We start from the raw sequence: 14189 nt of genomic DNA, 5'->3' as shown, positions 1-14189 counted from the left end.
GGCTCGTCGTCGAGGACGGCCAGCATGACGCGGGCGACATCGTCCTGTGCCTCGGGCGAGAGGGTGCGGACGCGTTCGATGGCGTGTTCGAGGAGGTCGGTCATGGTGGCATCATGCACCCGATTCGCGTTGGCATGAAGGGAAACCGGGGGTGTCCCGATCGCGCCTCCCGGCCCTCCAACCCACTACTAAGTTCCATAATGTTGCTTATGCGAATGGTGTATGGGGATGGGAAAGGATGTCGGCCTTCGATATCCGTGGATCCCTGCCGCGCCTCGTGCCGAGGTCGCGATTGCCTCCCTGCCTGATAGGCCGCTTCGGCGGTCGCGTCAGCGCCCTCCCGCCCGCTCGGTGCGGATCTGTGCGGGGGCCGCCTCGCCCGCGAGCCCGTCGAGCGCCCGCATCGCCGCCTCCGGCAGGTCCAGCGCCGCCGCGGCGAGGTTCTCCCGCAGGTGCCCGCGCGCCGACGTGCCGGGAATGAGCAGTAGGTTGGGCGACCGGCGCAGGAGCCAGGCCAGCGCCACCTGCATCGGCGTCGCGCCCAGGCCCGCGGCGATGGCGGACAGGCCCTGCGACTGGATCGGGCTGAAGCCGCCGAGTGGAAAGAACGGCACGTAGGCGGTCCCGGCCGCCGCGAGGTCGTCGACCAGCGCGTCGTCGGCCCGGTGGACGAGGTTGTAGTGGTTCTGCACGCAGGCGATGTCGGCGACGCGCCGTGCCTCGGCGATCTGCGCCGCCGTGACGTTGCTGAGCCCGATCCTGCGGATCAGCCCGCGGCGCTGGAGGTCGGCGAGCGTGTCGAGCGGGCCGGCGAGCGAGCCCTCGGCCGGGCCGTGCACGCTGAACATCGCCCGCAGGTTGACCACGTCGAGCACGTCCAGCCCGAGATGGCGCAGGTTGTCGTGCACCGCCGCCGTCAGGTCCCGCGCCGAGAAGGCGGGGTTCCACGAGGCATCGGCCCCGCGCACGGCGCCGACCTTGGTGACGATCACGAGGTCGTCCGGGTAGGGATGCAGGGCCTCGCGGATGAGCTCGTTCGTGACGTGGGGGCCGTAGAAGTCGCTGGTATCGATATGGGTGACGCCGTGCGCCACCGCCTCGCGCAGCACCGCCACCGCCTCGGCCCGGTCCCTGGGCGGCCCGAACACGCCGGGCCCTGCGAGCTGCATCGCGCCGTAGCCCATGCGCGTCACATCCCGGTCGCCGAGGCGATAGGTTCCCGCCGATCCGATCCCGCTCATTGCTCATCTCCTTGCTGGCGACCCGGATCTAGCCGCCGGCCTTCTGTGTGATAAGCCGGTGCAATCCGGACAGGTTGTGCGGGATCGCGAACGATGGCGGAGACCGATGGCTGATCCGGACGCGGCGAATCTCGGCGACCTCGCCGCCTTCGTAGCGGTGGCGGAGGCCGGGGGTTTTCGCGAGGCGGCGCGGGCGGGCGGCGCCAGCGCCTCGTCCCTGAGCGAGGCCCTGCGCCGGCTGGAGGCGGGGTTCGGCGTGCGGCTCCTCCACCGCACGACCCGCAGCGTCGCGCCGACCGAGGCCGGGGCGCGGCTGCTCGAGCGCCTCAAGCCCGCCCTCGGCGAGGTCGCGGCGGCGCTCGACGTGGTCAACGGGTTTCGCGACCGGCCGGCGGGGACGCTGCGCCTCAACGTGCCGGTGAGCGCGGCCCGGCTGGTGCTGCCGGCCCTGGTTCCGCCCTTCCTCGCCGCCTATCCGGAGATCCACCTCGACGTCGTCGCGGAGGACGGCTTCGTCGACGTGCTGGCGGCCGGGTGCGATGCCGGCATCCGCTACGAGGAGCGCCTGGAGCCCGACATGATCGCGGTGCCGATCGGCCCGCGCACGCAGCGCTTCGCCACCGCGGCGGCGCCGGCCTATCTCGACCGGCGCGGCCGGCCCGCCCATCCGCGCGACCTCCTCGACCATGCCTGCCTGCGCGGTCGCTTCGCCAGCGGCGCCTCGACCGAGTGGGAGTACGAGCGCGACGGCGAGACGGTGCGGATCGAGCCGAGCGGACCGCTCACCGTGCGGGTCGGGACCGCGACGGACCTCGCGGTCGAGGCGGCCCTCGCCGGGGTCGGCATCGTCAGCCTGTTCGAGGACTGGCTGCGGCCGCACCTCGACAGCGGCGCCCTGGAGCCGGTCCTGGAGCCGTGGTGGCCGCGCTTCTCCGGGCCGTTCCTGTACTATTCGGGCCGGCGCTACCTGCCGGCGCCGCTGCGGGCCTTCGTGGACTTCGTCGCCGCGCGGCGGGCATGAGCCTCCTGCCCTGCATGAGCGCCCTGCCCTGCATGAGCGCCCTGCCCTACGCCGCCCGCCCCTCGGTCTCCCGCGCCAGCGCATCCACCACCGCGGCGATGCCCGCCACGTCCTCGCCCCCGCTCTCCCGCGCCGCCGCGTAGGCCGCGCGCTGGCGGTCGGCGCTGGTGCCCTCGCGGGCGATGCGGCGGGCCTCGTCGAGGGCGCCTTCGCAGCCGAGCGCCGCCGCATCCTCGGCGACGAGCGCCAGCAACCCCTCGATCGCCTCGCCGAACGGCACCGCGCGGCCGGCCCCGGGGTCGATCAGGGCGGCGCGCACGCCGTCGCGCTGGGCCCGCCACAGGTTCTCGCGGATCACCGCCCGGGCGACCCCGTCGAGGGCGGCGTTCAGGTCGGGGCGGCGCTCGGCGGCGCGCACGAGGCAGCGGTAGAGGCCGGCGATCGCCACCGCGTCCTCGACCCGCGTGCAGCTGTCGGCGATGCGCAGTTCCAGGGTCGGATAGCGGATCGAGGGCCGCAGGTGCCACCACAGGAAGCTCGCATCCTCGATCGCCCCGGCCGCCTGCATCACCGCGACGTAGCGCTCGAACTCCGCCGTGCTCGAAAACAGGTCCGGCAGCCCGGTGCGCGGCATCTCGCCGAACACGCTGAGGCGGTAGCCGGACAGGCCGGTGTCGCGCCCCTCCCAGAACGGCGAGGAGACCGAGAGCGCCAGCAGCGCCGGCAGGAACGGCAGCAGCCGGTTCATCAGGTCGACCCGGTCGTCGGGCCGCGCCACCTCGACGTGGACGTGCATGCCGCTCACCAGCGTGCGCCGCCCGATCATCCGCACCGCATCGAGGATGCCGTCGTAGCGTGCCCCGTCGGTCGGGCGTTGCGCGTCCCAGGCCGCGCCCGGATGGGTGCCGGCGCCGAAGACCAGGACGCCGTGCGCCCGCCCGATCTCGGCGAGACCCCGGCGCAGGGTCGACAGGCCGCTGCGCGCCTCCTCGGGCGTGGTCGCGGGCGGCGTCGCGATCTCGATCTGGCTCTGCAGCAATTCGCGCTCGGCCGCCGGCAGCAGCGCCTTCGCGGCGGCGTGGAAGCCTCGGACGCCGGGGCCCGGCGTGCCCCGGGTGGCGGCATCCGCCAGAAAGAACTCCTCCTCGATGCCGAAGCGGTAGGCGGGGCCGGTCATGCGCGCAGGGTCCTTGTCGAGGGAGGACGGGATATAGCGGCGGCCCGGCGGCCGGCCATGCCCTCAGCCGCGCAGGGCCCACAGCGCCAGGACGAGGACGGCGAGCGCGAGGGCGGCGAGCCCCGCCAGCACCACCGCCCGGTGCGCCCCGCCCCGGTCGGGCGGCGCCGACACTCGGTCCGGGGGAGCCGCCGTCGCGGCCGCGGCCGCGGCGGGCGGCGGTTCCGGCACGGGCGCGGCGGGGCCCGGTGCCGGCGGCTCGGGCAGGCGCACCGCGCCGGCGGGCAACGGCGTTCCGCCGCCCCGGAGCAGGATCTCGTCGGGATCGACCGGGATCCCGGCCTCCTCCAGCTCGATCAGCACCAGCGCGATGTCCTCGGCGCTCATCCGGTCGACCGGCAGGGCCTGGCGCAGGTCGTCGGGGGTGAGCCCGCCCCGGCTGCGGCCCAGCGCGATCAGGCGGTCGAGGGTGGTCCTGTCGAAGGCGGCCTGCATCGGCGGGTCTCCTGTCGGGCTCGGCGGGGCCCGTGCTCCCGTGCCCGCGGCGCCGCGCGATGTGCCAACGCGCACCGGCCGGGATGCGTTTCCCGGTCACGCTCACGCCCAGATGGCGGTAGACAACCTCCGGGCTCCCGGTGCCGTCGGGACCACCGAACCCAGGCGAGCCATGAACGCGCATCCGACCCACGTCCGTCCGGCTCCCGAGGGGCCCCGGCCGGTCCTCGCCCGGATCACGCCGCCGGCCCAGCCGCTCGGGCCGTGGCGCTTCCTGAGCACCGTGGTGCGCAACCCCCTGGAGGCCTGGCCGGAGACGATCTACCGCGAGCCGGTCTACACCTCGACCGTCCTGGGCAATTCCAGCCTGTTCGTGATGGCGCCGAACCTGATCCGCCGGGTGATGGTGGACGAGGCCGACGCCTTCGAGAAGTCGGAGGTCCTGCGCCGCGCCCTCTCGCCGGCCCTCGGCGACGCCATCCTGACCGCCGACGGGGGGCGCTGGCGCTGGCAGCGCCGGGCGGCGGCGCCGATCTTCCGGGCCGAGCGCATCCGCAGCTTCGTGCCGGCGATGATCGCGGCGGCCGAGCGCACCCGCGACGCGCTCGCCGCCGCTCCCGGCGTCGAGGTCGACATCGCCCAGACGATGATGCGCACCACCTTCGAGATCATCGTCGAGACGATGCTCCCGGGCGCCAGCGGGATCGACGCCGCCCGGGTCGAGCGCGGCATCACCGACTACCTCGAATCGACCAGCTGGGTCGTCGCCCTCACGCTGCTGCGGGCCCCGGCCTGGCTGCCGTTCCCGGGCCGCGCCAAGGCCGAGCGGGCCAAGACCTACCTGCGCGACGAACTCCTGCGCCTCGCCGCCGAGGGGCGCCGCACCGGCACCGAGGGGCGCAACGACCTGCTCAGCCTCTTGCTCGCCGCCCGCGACCCGGAGACCGGGCAGGCGATGGACGACCGCGACGTCGCCGACAACCTGCTCACCTTCGTGACCGCCGGGCACGAGACCACGGCGCTCGCCCTCACCTGGGCGCTCTACCTGCTCTCCCACCACCCGGAGAGCGAGGCGCTGATCGCCGCCGAGGTCGAGGCGGCGACCGCCGGCGGGCCGCTCGCGCCCGAGCACGTCGACGCCCTGCCCTACACCCGCCAGGTGATCCTGGAGGCGATGCGGCTCTACCCGCCGGTGCCGGTGGTGGTGCGGGCGGCCCTCCGCGACGTCGACCTCGACGGGATCCCGGTCAAGGCCGGCACCCCGATCACGATCCCGATCTACGCCGTGCACCGGCACGCCGCGTTGTGGGACGAGCCGGAGCGCTTCGATCCCGCCCGCTTCGCCCCCGAGGCCGCCAAGGCCCGCGACCGCTACGCCTACCTGCCCTTCGCCGCCGGTCCGCGCATCTGCATCGGCATGGGGTTCGCGCTCTCCGAGGCGGTGGCGATCCTGGCGGTGCTGGTCCGCTCGCTCCGCTTCTCGCTCCGGCCCGGCACCCTGCCGGTGCTCAAGCAGCGCATCACCCTGCGCCCGTCCGAGGGCATGCCGATGCGGGTGAGCCCGCGCTAGAGCGGCGCCCGGCCGGCTTCGCCCGGTCTGCGGCCTGTGCCGCCGCGCAGGCCTTTCGCACCCAATCCAGGAATTCCTCCGGCTCGTCGTTGAGCCGGTCCGGCGCCCGCCAGTCGCTCGCGATCGTGGCCGTCCGGCCGCCCCTGGTCGCGTAGGAGAACGGCGCGCCGCCCTCGGCCGCGAAGGCCGCGGTCTCGCCGGGGGCGGCCTTCAGGAAGAGTTCGCCGCGCAGGGCCAGCCCGACCATCAGCCCGTCGCGAAACAGTCCGAGCCCGCCGAACATCCGGCGGAGCGAGACGCCGCCGAGGGGCGCCAGCATCTCCACCAGGAAGGCACGGTCCGCGGGCTCCGGCATGATGATGCATCTCGAGGCTGTCTTCGGCCGAGCGTCGCCGCCCACGCCTGCGCCGGCAAGCCCGGACATGATGCAGCCCAGCTCGACCAGTTCCGCAACGTCATCCCGACCCCGTCCCGATCATTCGGAAAGATCTTGCATGTTCGATTCGGGTCTCTGCCAGCCAGGGTTGTCGTTGATCCGGCCGATTGCCACCAGGCGCCATTTGCCGGGACGCGCTTGAATCGATCGCCGAGACGATCTCGCGCCGGCCCATGCACCGGAAGCACGCCTAAAGTCGAAGGCGATTTCATTCGCCTGTCACGAAACCACCCGATGACGCGCCGGTCACGACATCACCGGCGGACCCCTTGACCCACGTTCTCGATACGATTCCGGCGGCGCAGGCGGCCGGACCCGCCGCGGCCCGGCGGCCCTGGGCCGGCCTGGCTCTGCCGCTGGCCCTCCTCGGCCCGTCGCTCGTCTTCCTCGCCCTGTTCACCTACTGGCCGGTGGCCGAGGTCGTGTGGGACGCCACCCACGAGGTGACGCGCCGGGGCACCCGCTTCGTGGGTCTGGCCAACTTCGCCGCCCTCTTCGCCGATCCGACCTTCCAGCGCGCCCTTCTCAACAACGCGCTCTACGCAATCGGCACGGTGGTGCCGAGCCTGGTCCTGGCGCTCGCCTTCGCGCTCGCGCTCAACGGCGCCGGCCGGGTGCGGGCCTTGATGCGGGCGGTGTTCTTCCTGCCGGTGATGATCCCGCTGGTGGCCGCCGCCGCGCTCTTCCTGTTCCTGTTCCTGCCCGGGATCGGGCTGATCGACCACCACCTGGCCCGGCTCGGGCTCAATGGGGCCAACTGGCTCGGCGATCCCGACCTCGCGCTCGCCGCCATCACGGTGCTCACCGTGTGGAAGAATGCCGGCTACTACATGCTGTTCATCCTGGCGGGCCTCCAGGCGATCCCCGACGAGGCGAAGGAGGCCGCGCTCCTCGACGGCGCCGGTCCCTGGCAGCGCCTGCGTTACGTGACCCTGCCGGCGCTCCGCCCGACCTTCGCCTTCGTCGGGGTGATCGCACTCCTGAACGCCGTGACCCAGGTCGACCACGTCTTCGTGCTGACCAAGGGCGGGCCCTCGGACGCGACGAAGCTCCTCCTGTTCTACATCTACGAGCAGGCCGCCGAGCGCTACGATGCCGGCCGCGCCGCCGCCGCGACCGTGGTGACGCTCGGCCTGCTCGCGGCGCTGACTGCGCTCTCGCTCAGCCGCAGCCAGGGCCCGGAGGCGGCCCGATGAGCGCCACCTCCTCCGGCCCGGTGACCCGCGAGGTCACGCCGCACATCGCCCGCTGGGTCGTCATCGGCCTGGCCCTCGTCTGGGCGGTGCCGTTCTGGTGGATGCTGGTCGCGGCGTTCCGGCCGGCCGGATCGGGGGCGGATGCCTCGCTCCTGCCCTCCCTGACGCCGACGCTCGCCAACTTCGCCGAGGCCTGGGCCTCGGCCGACTTCCCGCTCTACTTCCTCAATTCGCTCGTGATCTGCGCCGGCATCCTCGCGGTGCAGCTCGTCACGGCGTCGCTTGCCGGCTACGTCTTCGCGCGGCTCGACTTTCCCGGCCGCGGCATCCTGTTCGCCCTGTTCCTGGTCCAGCTGATGCTGGTGCCGGTGGTGCTGCTGGTGCCGAACCTGAAGACCATCGCGGCTTTGGGCCTCTACGACACCCTGCCGGGGGTGATGGCGCCCTACTGCGCCACCGCCTTCGGCACCTTCCTGATGCGCCAGAGCTTTCGCGAAGTGCCGCGCGAGCTGGAAGACGCCGCGATGATCGACGGCGCCGGCTGGTGGGCGCGCATCCGCCTCATCTACCTGCCGCTGACGAAGCCCGCGCTCGTCGCCTTCTCGATCGTCTCGGTCACCAGCCACTGGAACGAGTTCCTGTGGCCGCTGATGGTCATCAACTCCCCCGACAGGCGGCCCCTGACCCTCGGTCTCGCGAGCTTCACGCTCAGCGCCGAGGGCATGCAGGCCTGGGGGCTGATCGCGGCCGGCACCTTCCTGGTCAGCCTGCCGCTGCTCGCCGCCTTCCTGATCTTCCAGCGCCGGTTCGTGAACAGCTTCCTCGCCTCCGGCATCAAGTAAAGAGGACGACCACAGATGATTTCCTGGTGGAAGGGCGCCGCCCTTGCCCTGGTGGCGGCGGCCGGCCTCGCCGCGCCGCGCGCCGCGCACGCGACCGATATCGAGCTCTTTTTCCCCGTCCCGGTGGACGGGGCGCTCGCCCGCAACATGTCGGGGCTGATCAAGGAGTTCAACGACTCCCATCCCGACATCAAGGCGGTCCCGGTCTTCACCGGCTCCTACGACGACACGCTGCTCAAGACCCGCGCGGCGATCAAGGCCGGCAAGCCGCCGGCCGCGGTCATCATGTCGGCGAACTTCCTCACCGACCTGTCGATCGAGCGCGAGATCGCGCCGATGGATGATTTGATCGCCAAGGACGGCAAGAGCCCGGAGGCCTTCATGGCCCAGTTCTTCCCGGCTTTGCTGCCCAACGCCGTCATCGACCGCAAGGTCTACGGCGTGCCGTTCCACAACTCGACGCCTCTGCTCTACATCAACGCCGATCATTTCAAGGAAGCGGGCCTCGACCCGGACACGCCGCCGCGGACCTGGGCCGAGCTGTATGACGCCGCCCGCAAGCTGACCAAGCGCGAGGGCGACCGCACCACCCGCTGGGGCCTGATGATGCCCTCGAACTACGATTACGGCGGCTGGATCCTCGAAGCCCTGACGATGTCCAACGGCGGGCGCTACTACAACGAGGATTACGGCGGCGAGGTCTATTACGACACCCCGACGATGCTCGGCGCCCTCACCTTCTGGTCGGACCTCGTCCACAAGGCCAAGGTGCACCCGGCCGGCGAGCAGAAGGGCCCGGCGGTGACCGGCGCCTTCCTGGCCGGCCAGGCCTCGATGATGATCATCTCGACCGGGTCGCTCACCTTCATCCGCGACACCGCCAAGTTCCCGTTCAAGGTCGCCTTCGTGCCGATGAACGTGCGCCAGGCGGTGCCGATCGGCGGCGCCTCGCTGGTGCAGCCGACCGGCCTCTCGCCCGAGAAGCGCGCCGCCGGCTGGACCCTGATCCAGTGGCTGACCTCGCCCGAGAAGTCCGGCTGGTGGAGCCGCGCCACGGGCTACTTCGCCCCCAACAAGGCGGCCTACGACCTGCCCGAGATGAAGGCCTTCCTCGACAAGAACCCCGACGCCAAGATCGCCGTCGACCAGCTCGCCAACGCCAAGCCGTGGTTTGCCACCTACCGCACCGTGCCGGTGCGCAAGGCGATCGAGGACGAGCTGCAGGCGGTGCTCTCGGGCAAGCGCCAGCCGAAGGAGGCGCTCACCGCCGCCCAGAAGGCCGCCGACGCCCTGATGCGCCCCTATGTCGAGGACACTGCGCTCCGCCTGCCGGGCGCCGAGTGATCGCCACCCTGCTCCAGTCGCTCACCCCTTTCCCGGACGACTGAAGCGAAGCGGAAGGAGATCCGGGATCCAGCACAGGCAGTGCCGCGAAGCGGCTCATTGTTCGCAACGCTGCAAGCAAGCGGTCGCTTCGCGAATTCTCGTGCTGGATCCCGGGTCGCATTCCGCTGGCGCTTCATGCGCCCGGGAAAGGGCGAAGTGCCAAGCCAACTGGCCGAATTAACCGGATACCCCCCATGCTCATCGCCCAGATCACCGACCTGCACGTGCGCCCCCGCGGGCTGCCGGCCTACCGGGTCTCCGAGACCAACACGATGGTCGCCCGCGCGGTGGCCCACCTCCTCGCCCTCGATCCCCGGCCCGACCTGGTGCTGATCTCCGGCGACCTCACCGATTGCGGCCTGGCGGAAGAGTACGAGGAGCTGCGCGGGATGCTGGCCCGCCTGCCGATGCCGGTCCATGTCATCCCCGGCAACCACGACCGGCGCGAGACCCTGCGCGATGTCCTGCCGGCCTCGTACCTGCCCGGCGCGACGGACGGCTTCATCCAGTACACGATCGAGGACCACCCGGTCCGCCTGATCGCCCTCGACACCCTGGTGGCGGGCGCCAGCCACGGCGCGCTCTGCACCGAGCGCCTCGGCTTCCTCGAACGGGCGCTCGCCGGCGGCGACGGCCGTCCGACCCTGGTCTTCATGCACCACCCGCCCTTCGAATGCGGCCTCGTCCACATGGACGAGATCCGGCTCCTCGACGGCGAGGCGCCGTTCCGGCGGCTGATCGGGGCTCAGACCTGCATCGAGCGGATCCTGTGCGGCCACCACCACCGGCCGATCGTGACCCGCTACGCCGGCACGATCGCCCAGATCGCCCCGAGCGTCACCCATCAGGTCGCCTTCGATCTCACGCCGGAGCACGAGGGCGCCCTCGTCTTCGAGCCGCCGGCCTACCTGCTCCACCGCTACACGCCGGAGAGCGGGATCGTCAGTCACATGGTCTATGTCGAGAGCTTCGACGGGCCGTATCCGTTCGTGCTGGACGCGGCGTATCCGGGGCAGCACTGAGCTGCGCCCGGGCCCGAGAAACGGTCGAGGAAGCGTCGCGCCCGCGGCAGGGCGTCGTGCAGGAACTGGCTGGGCTCCCGCAGCCGGAGCCCGGCGAAGCCCATGGACTTCTCCTCGGACACGAGGATGTCGCGCGGCAGGGCGATCAGCGTCGCGTCCCATCCGGGCCATGCCATGCGGGCACGTCGCCACGTATGCGCCAAATAGGCGTCGCGGTCCGCGTAGCCGTGATAGTCGAACACCCAGGTCTCCGCCGCCACCACGATGTGGTTGCCGGTATGGCCGGGGACAGGCCTGATCCAGAGCGCCTCCTGCCCGGGACGCCCGTGCCGTTCCAGGAAGGCGTAGGCCAGGATGTGGCAGGCGCCGCAGGCGAAGAAAACCCGGTCGGGCAAGGCCCAGCGCAGGGCCTGGTCCGTCTTGGAATAGCCCGCTGTCCTGATGCGGTACATCGGCCGGACCGGTCTGGCGCGGCGGATGCCTCCTGGGGAGGCATCCGCCTGGTTTGCATCAGCTGTTCTTCAGCGCCACGCGGTACTGCCCTTGCGTCTTCGCCCGCACCTCGTCCTCGGTGACGCCGTCGGCGAGCTCGATCAGGCTCATGCCGCCGTCACCCTTCTTGTCGATGGTGAAGACGCCGAGATCGGTGATCACCATGTCGACGACGTGGGTGCCGGTGAGCGGCAGGTCGCAGGCCTCGAGCAGCTTCGGGGATTCCGAGCCGTCCTTGGCCTTGGCGACGTGCTCCATCACCACGACGACCTTCTTGACGCCGGCGACGAGGTCCATCGCGCCGCCCATCCCCTTCACCATCTTGCCGGGGATCATCCAGTTGGCGAGATCGCCGTTCTGGGCCACCTGCATCGCGCCGAGGATCGACAGGTCGATATGGCCGCCGCGGATCATCCCGAAGGAATCCGCCGACGAGAAGTAGCTCGTGGTCGGCAACTCCGTAATGGTCTGCTTGCCGGCGTTGATGAGGTCGGGGTCCTCCTCGCCCTCGTAGGGGAACGGGCCCATGCCCAGCATCCCGTTCTCGGACTGGAGCTGCACCGACATGCCGTCGGGGATGTAGTTCGACACCAGCGTCGGGATGCCGATGCCGAGATTGACGTAGAAGCCGTCCTCGAGCTCGCGGGCGGCGCGGGCCGCCATCTGGTCGCGGGTCCAAGCCATGGGGGTCTCCTGTCTCGCTCGTTCAGATGGCGCCACCGCCCGTCGGGGCGGGCGCGGGCTCGGCGTTCGGGGCGGCTTCGCTGCGCTTGCGGGTGGTGCGCTGCTCGATGCGCTTCTCCGCGTTGGGGACGTGGATCATCCGCTTCACGAACACGCCGGGGGTGATGATGTGGTCGGGGTCGATCTCACCCGGCTTCACCAGGTGCTCGACCTGCGCGATGGTCATGCGCGAGGCCGAGGCCATCATCGGGTTGAAGTTGCGGGCGGTCTTCCGGTAGACGAGGTTGCCCTCGTGGTCGCCCTTCCAGGCATGGACCAGCGAGACGTCGGCGAACAGGCCGCGCTCCATCACGTAGGTCTCGCCGTCGAACTCCCGGGTCTCCTTGCCCTCGGCGATCAGGGTGCCGACGCCGGTCTTGGTGAAGAAGGCCGGGACGCCGGCGCCGCCGGCGCGGATGCGCTCGGCCAGCGTGCCCTGCGGGTTGAACTCGATCTCGAGCTCGCCGGCGAGGTACTGCTTGGCGAAGGTCTTGTTCTCGCCGACATAGGACGAGATCATCTTCTTGATCTGGCGCGTCTCGAGCAGGACGCCGAGGCCGACGCCGTCGATGCCGGCATTGTTCGAGATGACCGTGAGGTCCTTGGCGCCGCTCTCGCGCACAGCGTCGATGAGGACGTCGGGAATGCCGCACAGGCCGAAGCCGCCGGCCATGATCGTCATGCCGTCCCGCAGGACGCCCGCCAGGGCGGCGGTGGCGTCGGGGTATACCTTCTTCATCCCTCGTTTCCCCAAATCTCTGGCGCCGCCGGGGCTCGGATGCCCTCTCCCGCACGGATGCGGCGCCTCGCCGCCCTGTTTAGCATCGTTGCGACGCCGCACCACCGGGCGCGACCTGGAAAATGTCCCGCTTCGGCGGGGCGACGGCCGGACGGGCCGGCCGCGCCCGGGGAGACAAGACGCGCACGAGGGATTATACGGGAGCCGTCACAGGGAAGTTTTGGGATGGCGCCCGCCGCCGGCAGGTCCGAGGGACCGCCGGGGGCGGCGGCCCGGGGGGGCATCGTCTTCTCGTCCACGCCGGCAGCCGGAGAGCGATGTCGCGCCGAACCATCCTGGCCCTGAGCGGCGCCGCCACCGCGGCCCTCGCGCTCACGGCCGCCTCCCTGCCCTGGACGATCGCGGCCCCGCGGGCGGTCGCCTTCGCCGAGCGGGACCTCGCGCGGCGCTACGGCCTCGGCCTGTCGGCCGCCGGGCCCGCCACCCTGACGCTGCTGCCGGCCCCCTCCTTGAGCTTCTCCCGCGTGCGGCTGCGCCGCGGCGACCACGACCTCGTCGAGAGCGCCGGCCTGCAGGTGCAGCTCGGCCTCGCCGGGCTCCTCGCCGGCCGGGCCGAGGTCACCGGCCTCGTCCTCGACCGGGCCCGGATCGCCCTGCCGGACGGGGCGGCCGCCGACTGGGCCGAGCCCGCCGCGAGGCTGGCCGCCCGCGTCGCCGCCGGGCGCGGCCGGCACCTGCGCCGCCTCGTCCTCGTCGACGCGACCCTCTCCGGGCGCGATCCCCGCACCGGGACCCGCGAGACGGTCACCGGCCTGAACCTGGTGGCGACCTGGCCGCGCCCGAGCGCCGGTCTCGACCTCTCGGCCGCCTTCACCTGGCGCGGCGTGCCGGCGACGCTCACCGTGTCGGGCCTGCGTCCGCCCGCCCTCGCGGCCGGTGCCGAGACCCCGCTCACCGCCGCCCTGACCTGGGCCGCCGGGCCCGGCGCCGAGGGAGGTGCCGCGGGCAGCGCCGAGATCGAAGGCAGCCTGGTCTGGGCCGGGACGACGGCGGACGCGTCCGCGGACGGGGCGACGGCCGGCCCGCGCCTGTCCGGCCAGGGCCGCTTCGCCACCCCGGCCCTGCCCCGCACCCTGGCCTGGCTCGGCCTCGAGCCCGGTCCCGCCGCGCTCGCCGGCCCGGTCAGCCTCGAGGGGCGCTTCACCGCCCGTCCCGGCGGCGTCGAATGGCCCGAGATCCGGGTGCAGCTCGGCGACAGCCGGCTCGAGGGAGCCGGCGCCCTCGCGGTGGTGCGGGGGCGGTTTTCCGTCAGCGGCACCCTGGCCGCCGAACGGCTCGACCTGTCGGGCCTCCTGCCCGAGGCGGAGCCCGACGGCGGCTGGAGCCGGGCTCCCCTCGGCCTCGACGCCCTCACCCAGGGCGACCTCGACCTGCGCCTGTCGGCGGCCTCCGCCCGTCTCGGCGCCCTGGAGGCGCAGGACGTCGCCGCCGGCCTCCTGGTGCGCGACGGCACCGTGGAGGCGACCCTCGGCCGCGCCACCGTGCAGGGCGGCACGGTCAAGGGCCGGGCGGCGCTCGCCGCCCTGCCGGCCGGCCTCGATGCCCGGCTCCAGGGCAGCGCCGACCGGGTCGATCTCGGCGGCCTGTTCGCCGATCTCGGCTGGCCGCGCTGGATCCTCGGCCGCGGCCAGGGCTCGGCCGTCCTCGACACCGCCGGATCGAGCCTCGCCGATCTCGTCGGCCGCCTCGACGGCCGGGCCGTCGCCACGGTCGAGGGCGGCGAGATCCTCGGCCTCAACCTCGCGGACCTGGCCCAGCGCCCCGACACCGCCGCCCTCGACCGTGGCGA

General features: G+C 72.4%; 14 protein-coding genes. 7 read left to right on the top strand and 7 right to left on the bottom strand.

The features are described from left to right. Window positions 1-329 precede the first annotated feature (329 nt). Window positions 330-1241, bottom strand: coding sequence for an aldo/keto reductase family oxidoreductase (locus tag QR78_RS30170; protein ID WP_048431319.1), 912 nt, complete (start codon window positions 1239-1241; stop codon window positions 330-332). Between the two features lie 106 nt (window positions 1242-1347). On the opposite strand from QR78_RS30170, the gene QR78_RS30165 reads away from it, so the two are divergent. Continuing rightward, window positions 1348-2262, top strand: coding sequence for a LysR family transcriptional regulator (locus tag QR78_RS30165; RefSeq protein WP_048431318.1), 915 nt, complete (start codon window positions 1348-1350; stop codon window positions 2260-2262). Between the two features lie 46 nt (window positions 2263-2308). Here QR78_RS30165 and QR78_RS30160 read toward each other — a convergent pair whose 3' ends face one another. Beyond that, window positions 2309-3439, bottom strand: a complete 1131-nt coding sequence (locus QR78_RS30160; protein WP_048431317.1) for a carboxylate-amine ligase — start codon at window positions 3437-3439, stop codon at window positions 2309-2311. Between the two features lie 63 nt (window positions 3440-3502). Then, entirely contained in the window at window positions 3503-3934 is a 432-nt protein-coding gene (locus tag QR78_RS30155; protein WP_048431316.1) for an RNA polymerase sigma factor region1.1 domain-containing protein, read from the bottom strand. A gap of 172 nt (window positions 3935-4106) precedes the next feature. On the opposite strand from QR78_RS30155, the gene QR78_RS30150 reads away from it, so the two are divergent. Then, the gene (locus QR78_RS30150) at window positions 4107-5504 is read left to right on the top strand and encodes a cytochrome P450 (RefSeq protein WP_048431315.1); all 1398 of its coding nucleotides are present in this window, start codon (window positions 4107-4109) and stop codon (window positions 5502-5504) included. Here QR78_RS30150 and QR78_RS30145 read toward each other — a convergent pair. Continuing rightward, on the bottom strand, window positions 5455-5859 hold the full coding sequence (locus QR78_RS30145) for a TfoX/Sxy family protein (protein WP_048431314.1): 405 nt from the start codon (window positions 5857-5859) through the stop codon (window positions 5455-5457). The genes QR78_RS30150 and QR78_RS30145 overlap by 50 nt on opposite strands. A 350-nt stretch (window positions 5860-6209) precedes the next feature. On the opposite strand from QR78_RS30145, the gene QR78_RS30140 reads away from it, so the two are divergent. The 4 genes from QR78_RS30140 (at window position 6210) to QR78_RS30125 (ending at window position 10386) form a co-directional block, all read left to right on the top strand. Beyond that, window positions 6210-7136, top strand: a complete 927-nt coding sequence (locus tag QR78_RS30140; RefSeq protein WP_048431313.1) for a carbohydrate ABC transporter permease — start codon at window positions 6210-6212, stop codon at window positions 7134-7136. Next, window positions 7133-7978 carry a carbohydrate ABC transporter permease gene (locus tag QR78_RS30135; RefSeq protein ID WP_048431312.1) on the top strand — a complete coding sequence of 282 codons (846 nt, stop codon included), beginning with the start codon at window positions 7133-7135 and terminating at the stop codon, window positions 7976-7978. The genes QR78_RS30140 and QR78_RS30135 overlap by 4 nt, the downstream gene beginning before the upstream one ends. Before the next feature lie 15 nt (window positions 7979-7993). Further along, window positions 7994-9322: an ABC transporter substrate-binding protein gene (locus QR78_RS30130; RefSeq protein WP_048431311.1), complete on the top strand. Its 1329-nt coding sequence runs from the start codon at window positions 7994-7996 to the stop codon at window positions 9320-9322. Window positions 9323-9558: 236 nt separating this feature from the next. Next, window positions 9559-10386 (top strand): phosphodiesterase, encoded by an 828-nt coding sequence (locus QR78_RS30125; protein WP_048431310.1) that lies wholly within the window; start codon window positions 9559-9561, stop codon window positions 10384-10386. Here QR78_RS30125 and QR78_RS30120 read toward each other — a convergent pair. Genes QR78_RS30120 through QR78_RS30110 form a run of 3 tightly spaced genes read right to left on the bottom strand, consistent with a single transcriptional unit; the run spans window position 10320 to window position 12340 of the window. Next, window positions 10320-10838 (bottom strand): hypothetical protein, encoded by a 519-nt coding sequence (locus tag QR78_RS30120; RefSeq protein WP_179945868.1) that lies wholly within the window; start codon window positions 10836-10838, stop codon window positions 10320-10322. The two genes, QR78_RS30125 and QR78_RS30120, sit on opposite strands and share 67 nt — an antisense overlap. Window positions 10839-10896: 58 nt before the next feature. Continuing rightward, complete coding sequence (locus tag QR78_RS30115) at window positions 10897-11562, bottom strand: 3-oxoacid CoA-transferase subunit B (RefSeq protein ID WP_048431309.1); 666 nt, start codon at window positions 11560-11562, stop codon at window positions 10897-10899. Window positions 11563-11584: 22 nt separating this feature from the next. Next, window positions 11585-12340 (bottom strand): CoA transferase subunit A, encoded by a 756-nt coding sequence (locus tag QR78_RS30110; protein ID WP_048431308.1) that lies wholly within the window; start codon window positions 12338-12340, stop codon window positions 11585-11587. A 317-nt stretch (window positions 12341-12657) separates the two neighbouring features. Between QR78_RS30110 and QR78_RS30105 the strand changes: the two genes are divergently transcribed. After that, window positions 12658-14189, top strand: a 1532-nt coding sequence (locus QR78_RS30105; RefSeq protein WP_048431307.1) for an AsmA family protein, incomplete at its 3' end; no start/stop codon positions are given.

It is taken from the genome of Methylobacterium indicum, assembly GCF_001043895.1.
Taxonomy (GTDB): domain Bacteria; phylum Pseudomonadota; class Alphaproteobacteria; order Rhizobiales; family Beijerinckiaceae; genus Methylobacterium; species Methylobacterium indicum.
This window is presented reverse-complemented; position numbering and strand designations above follow the sequence as displayed.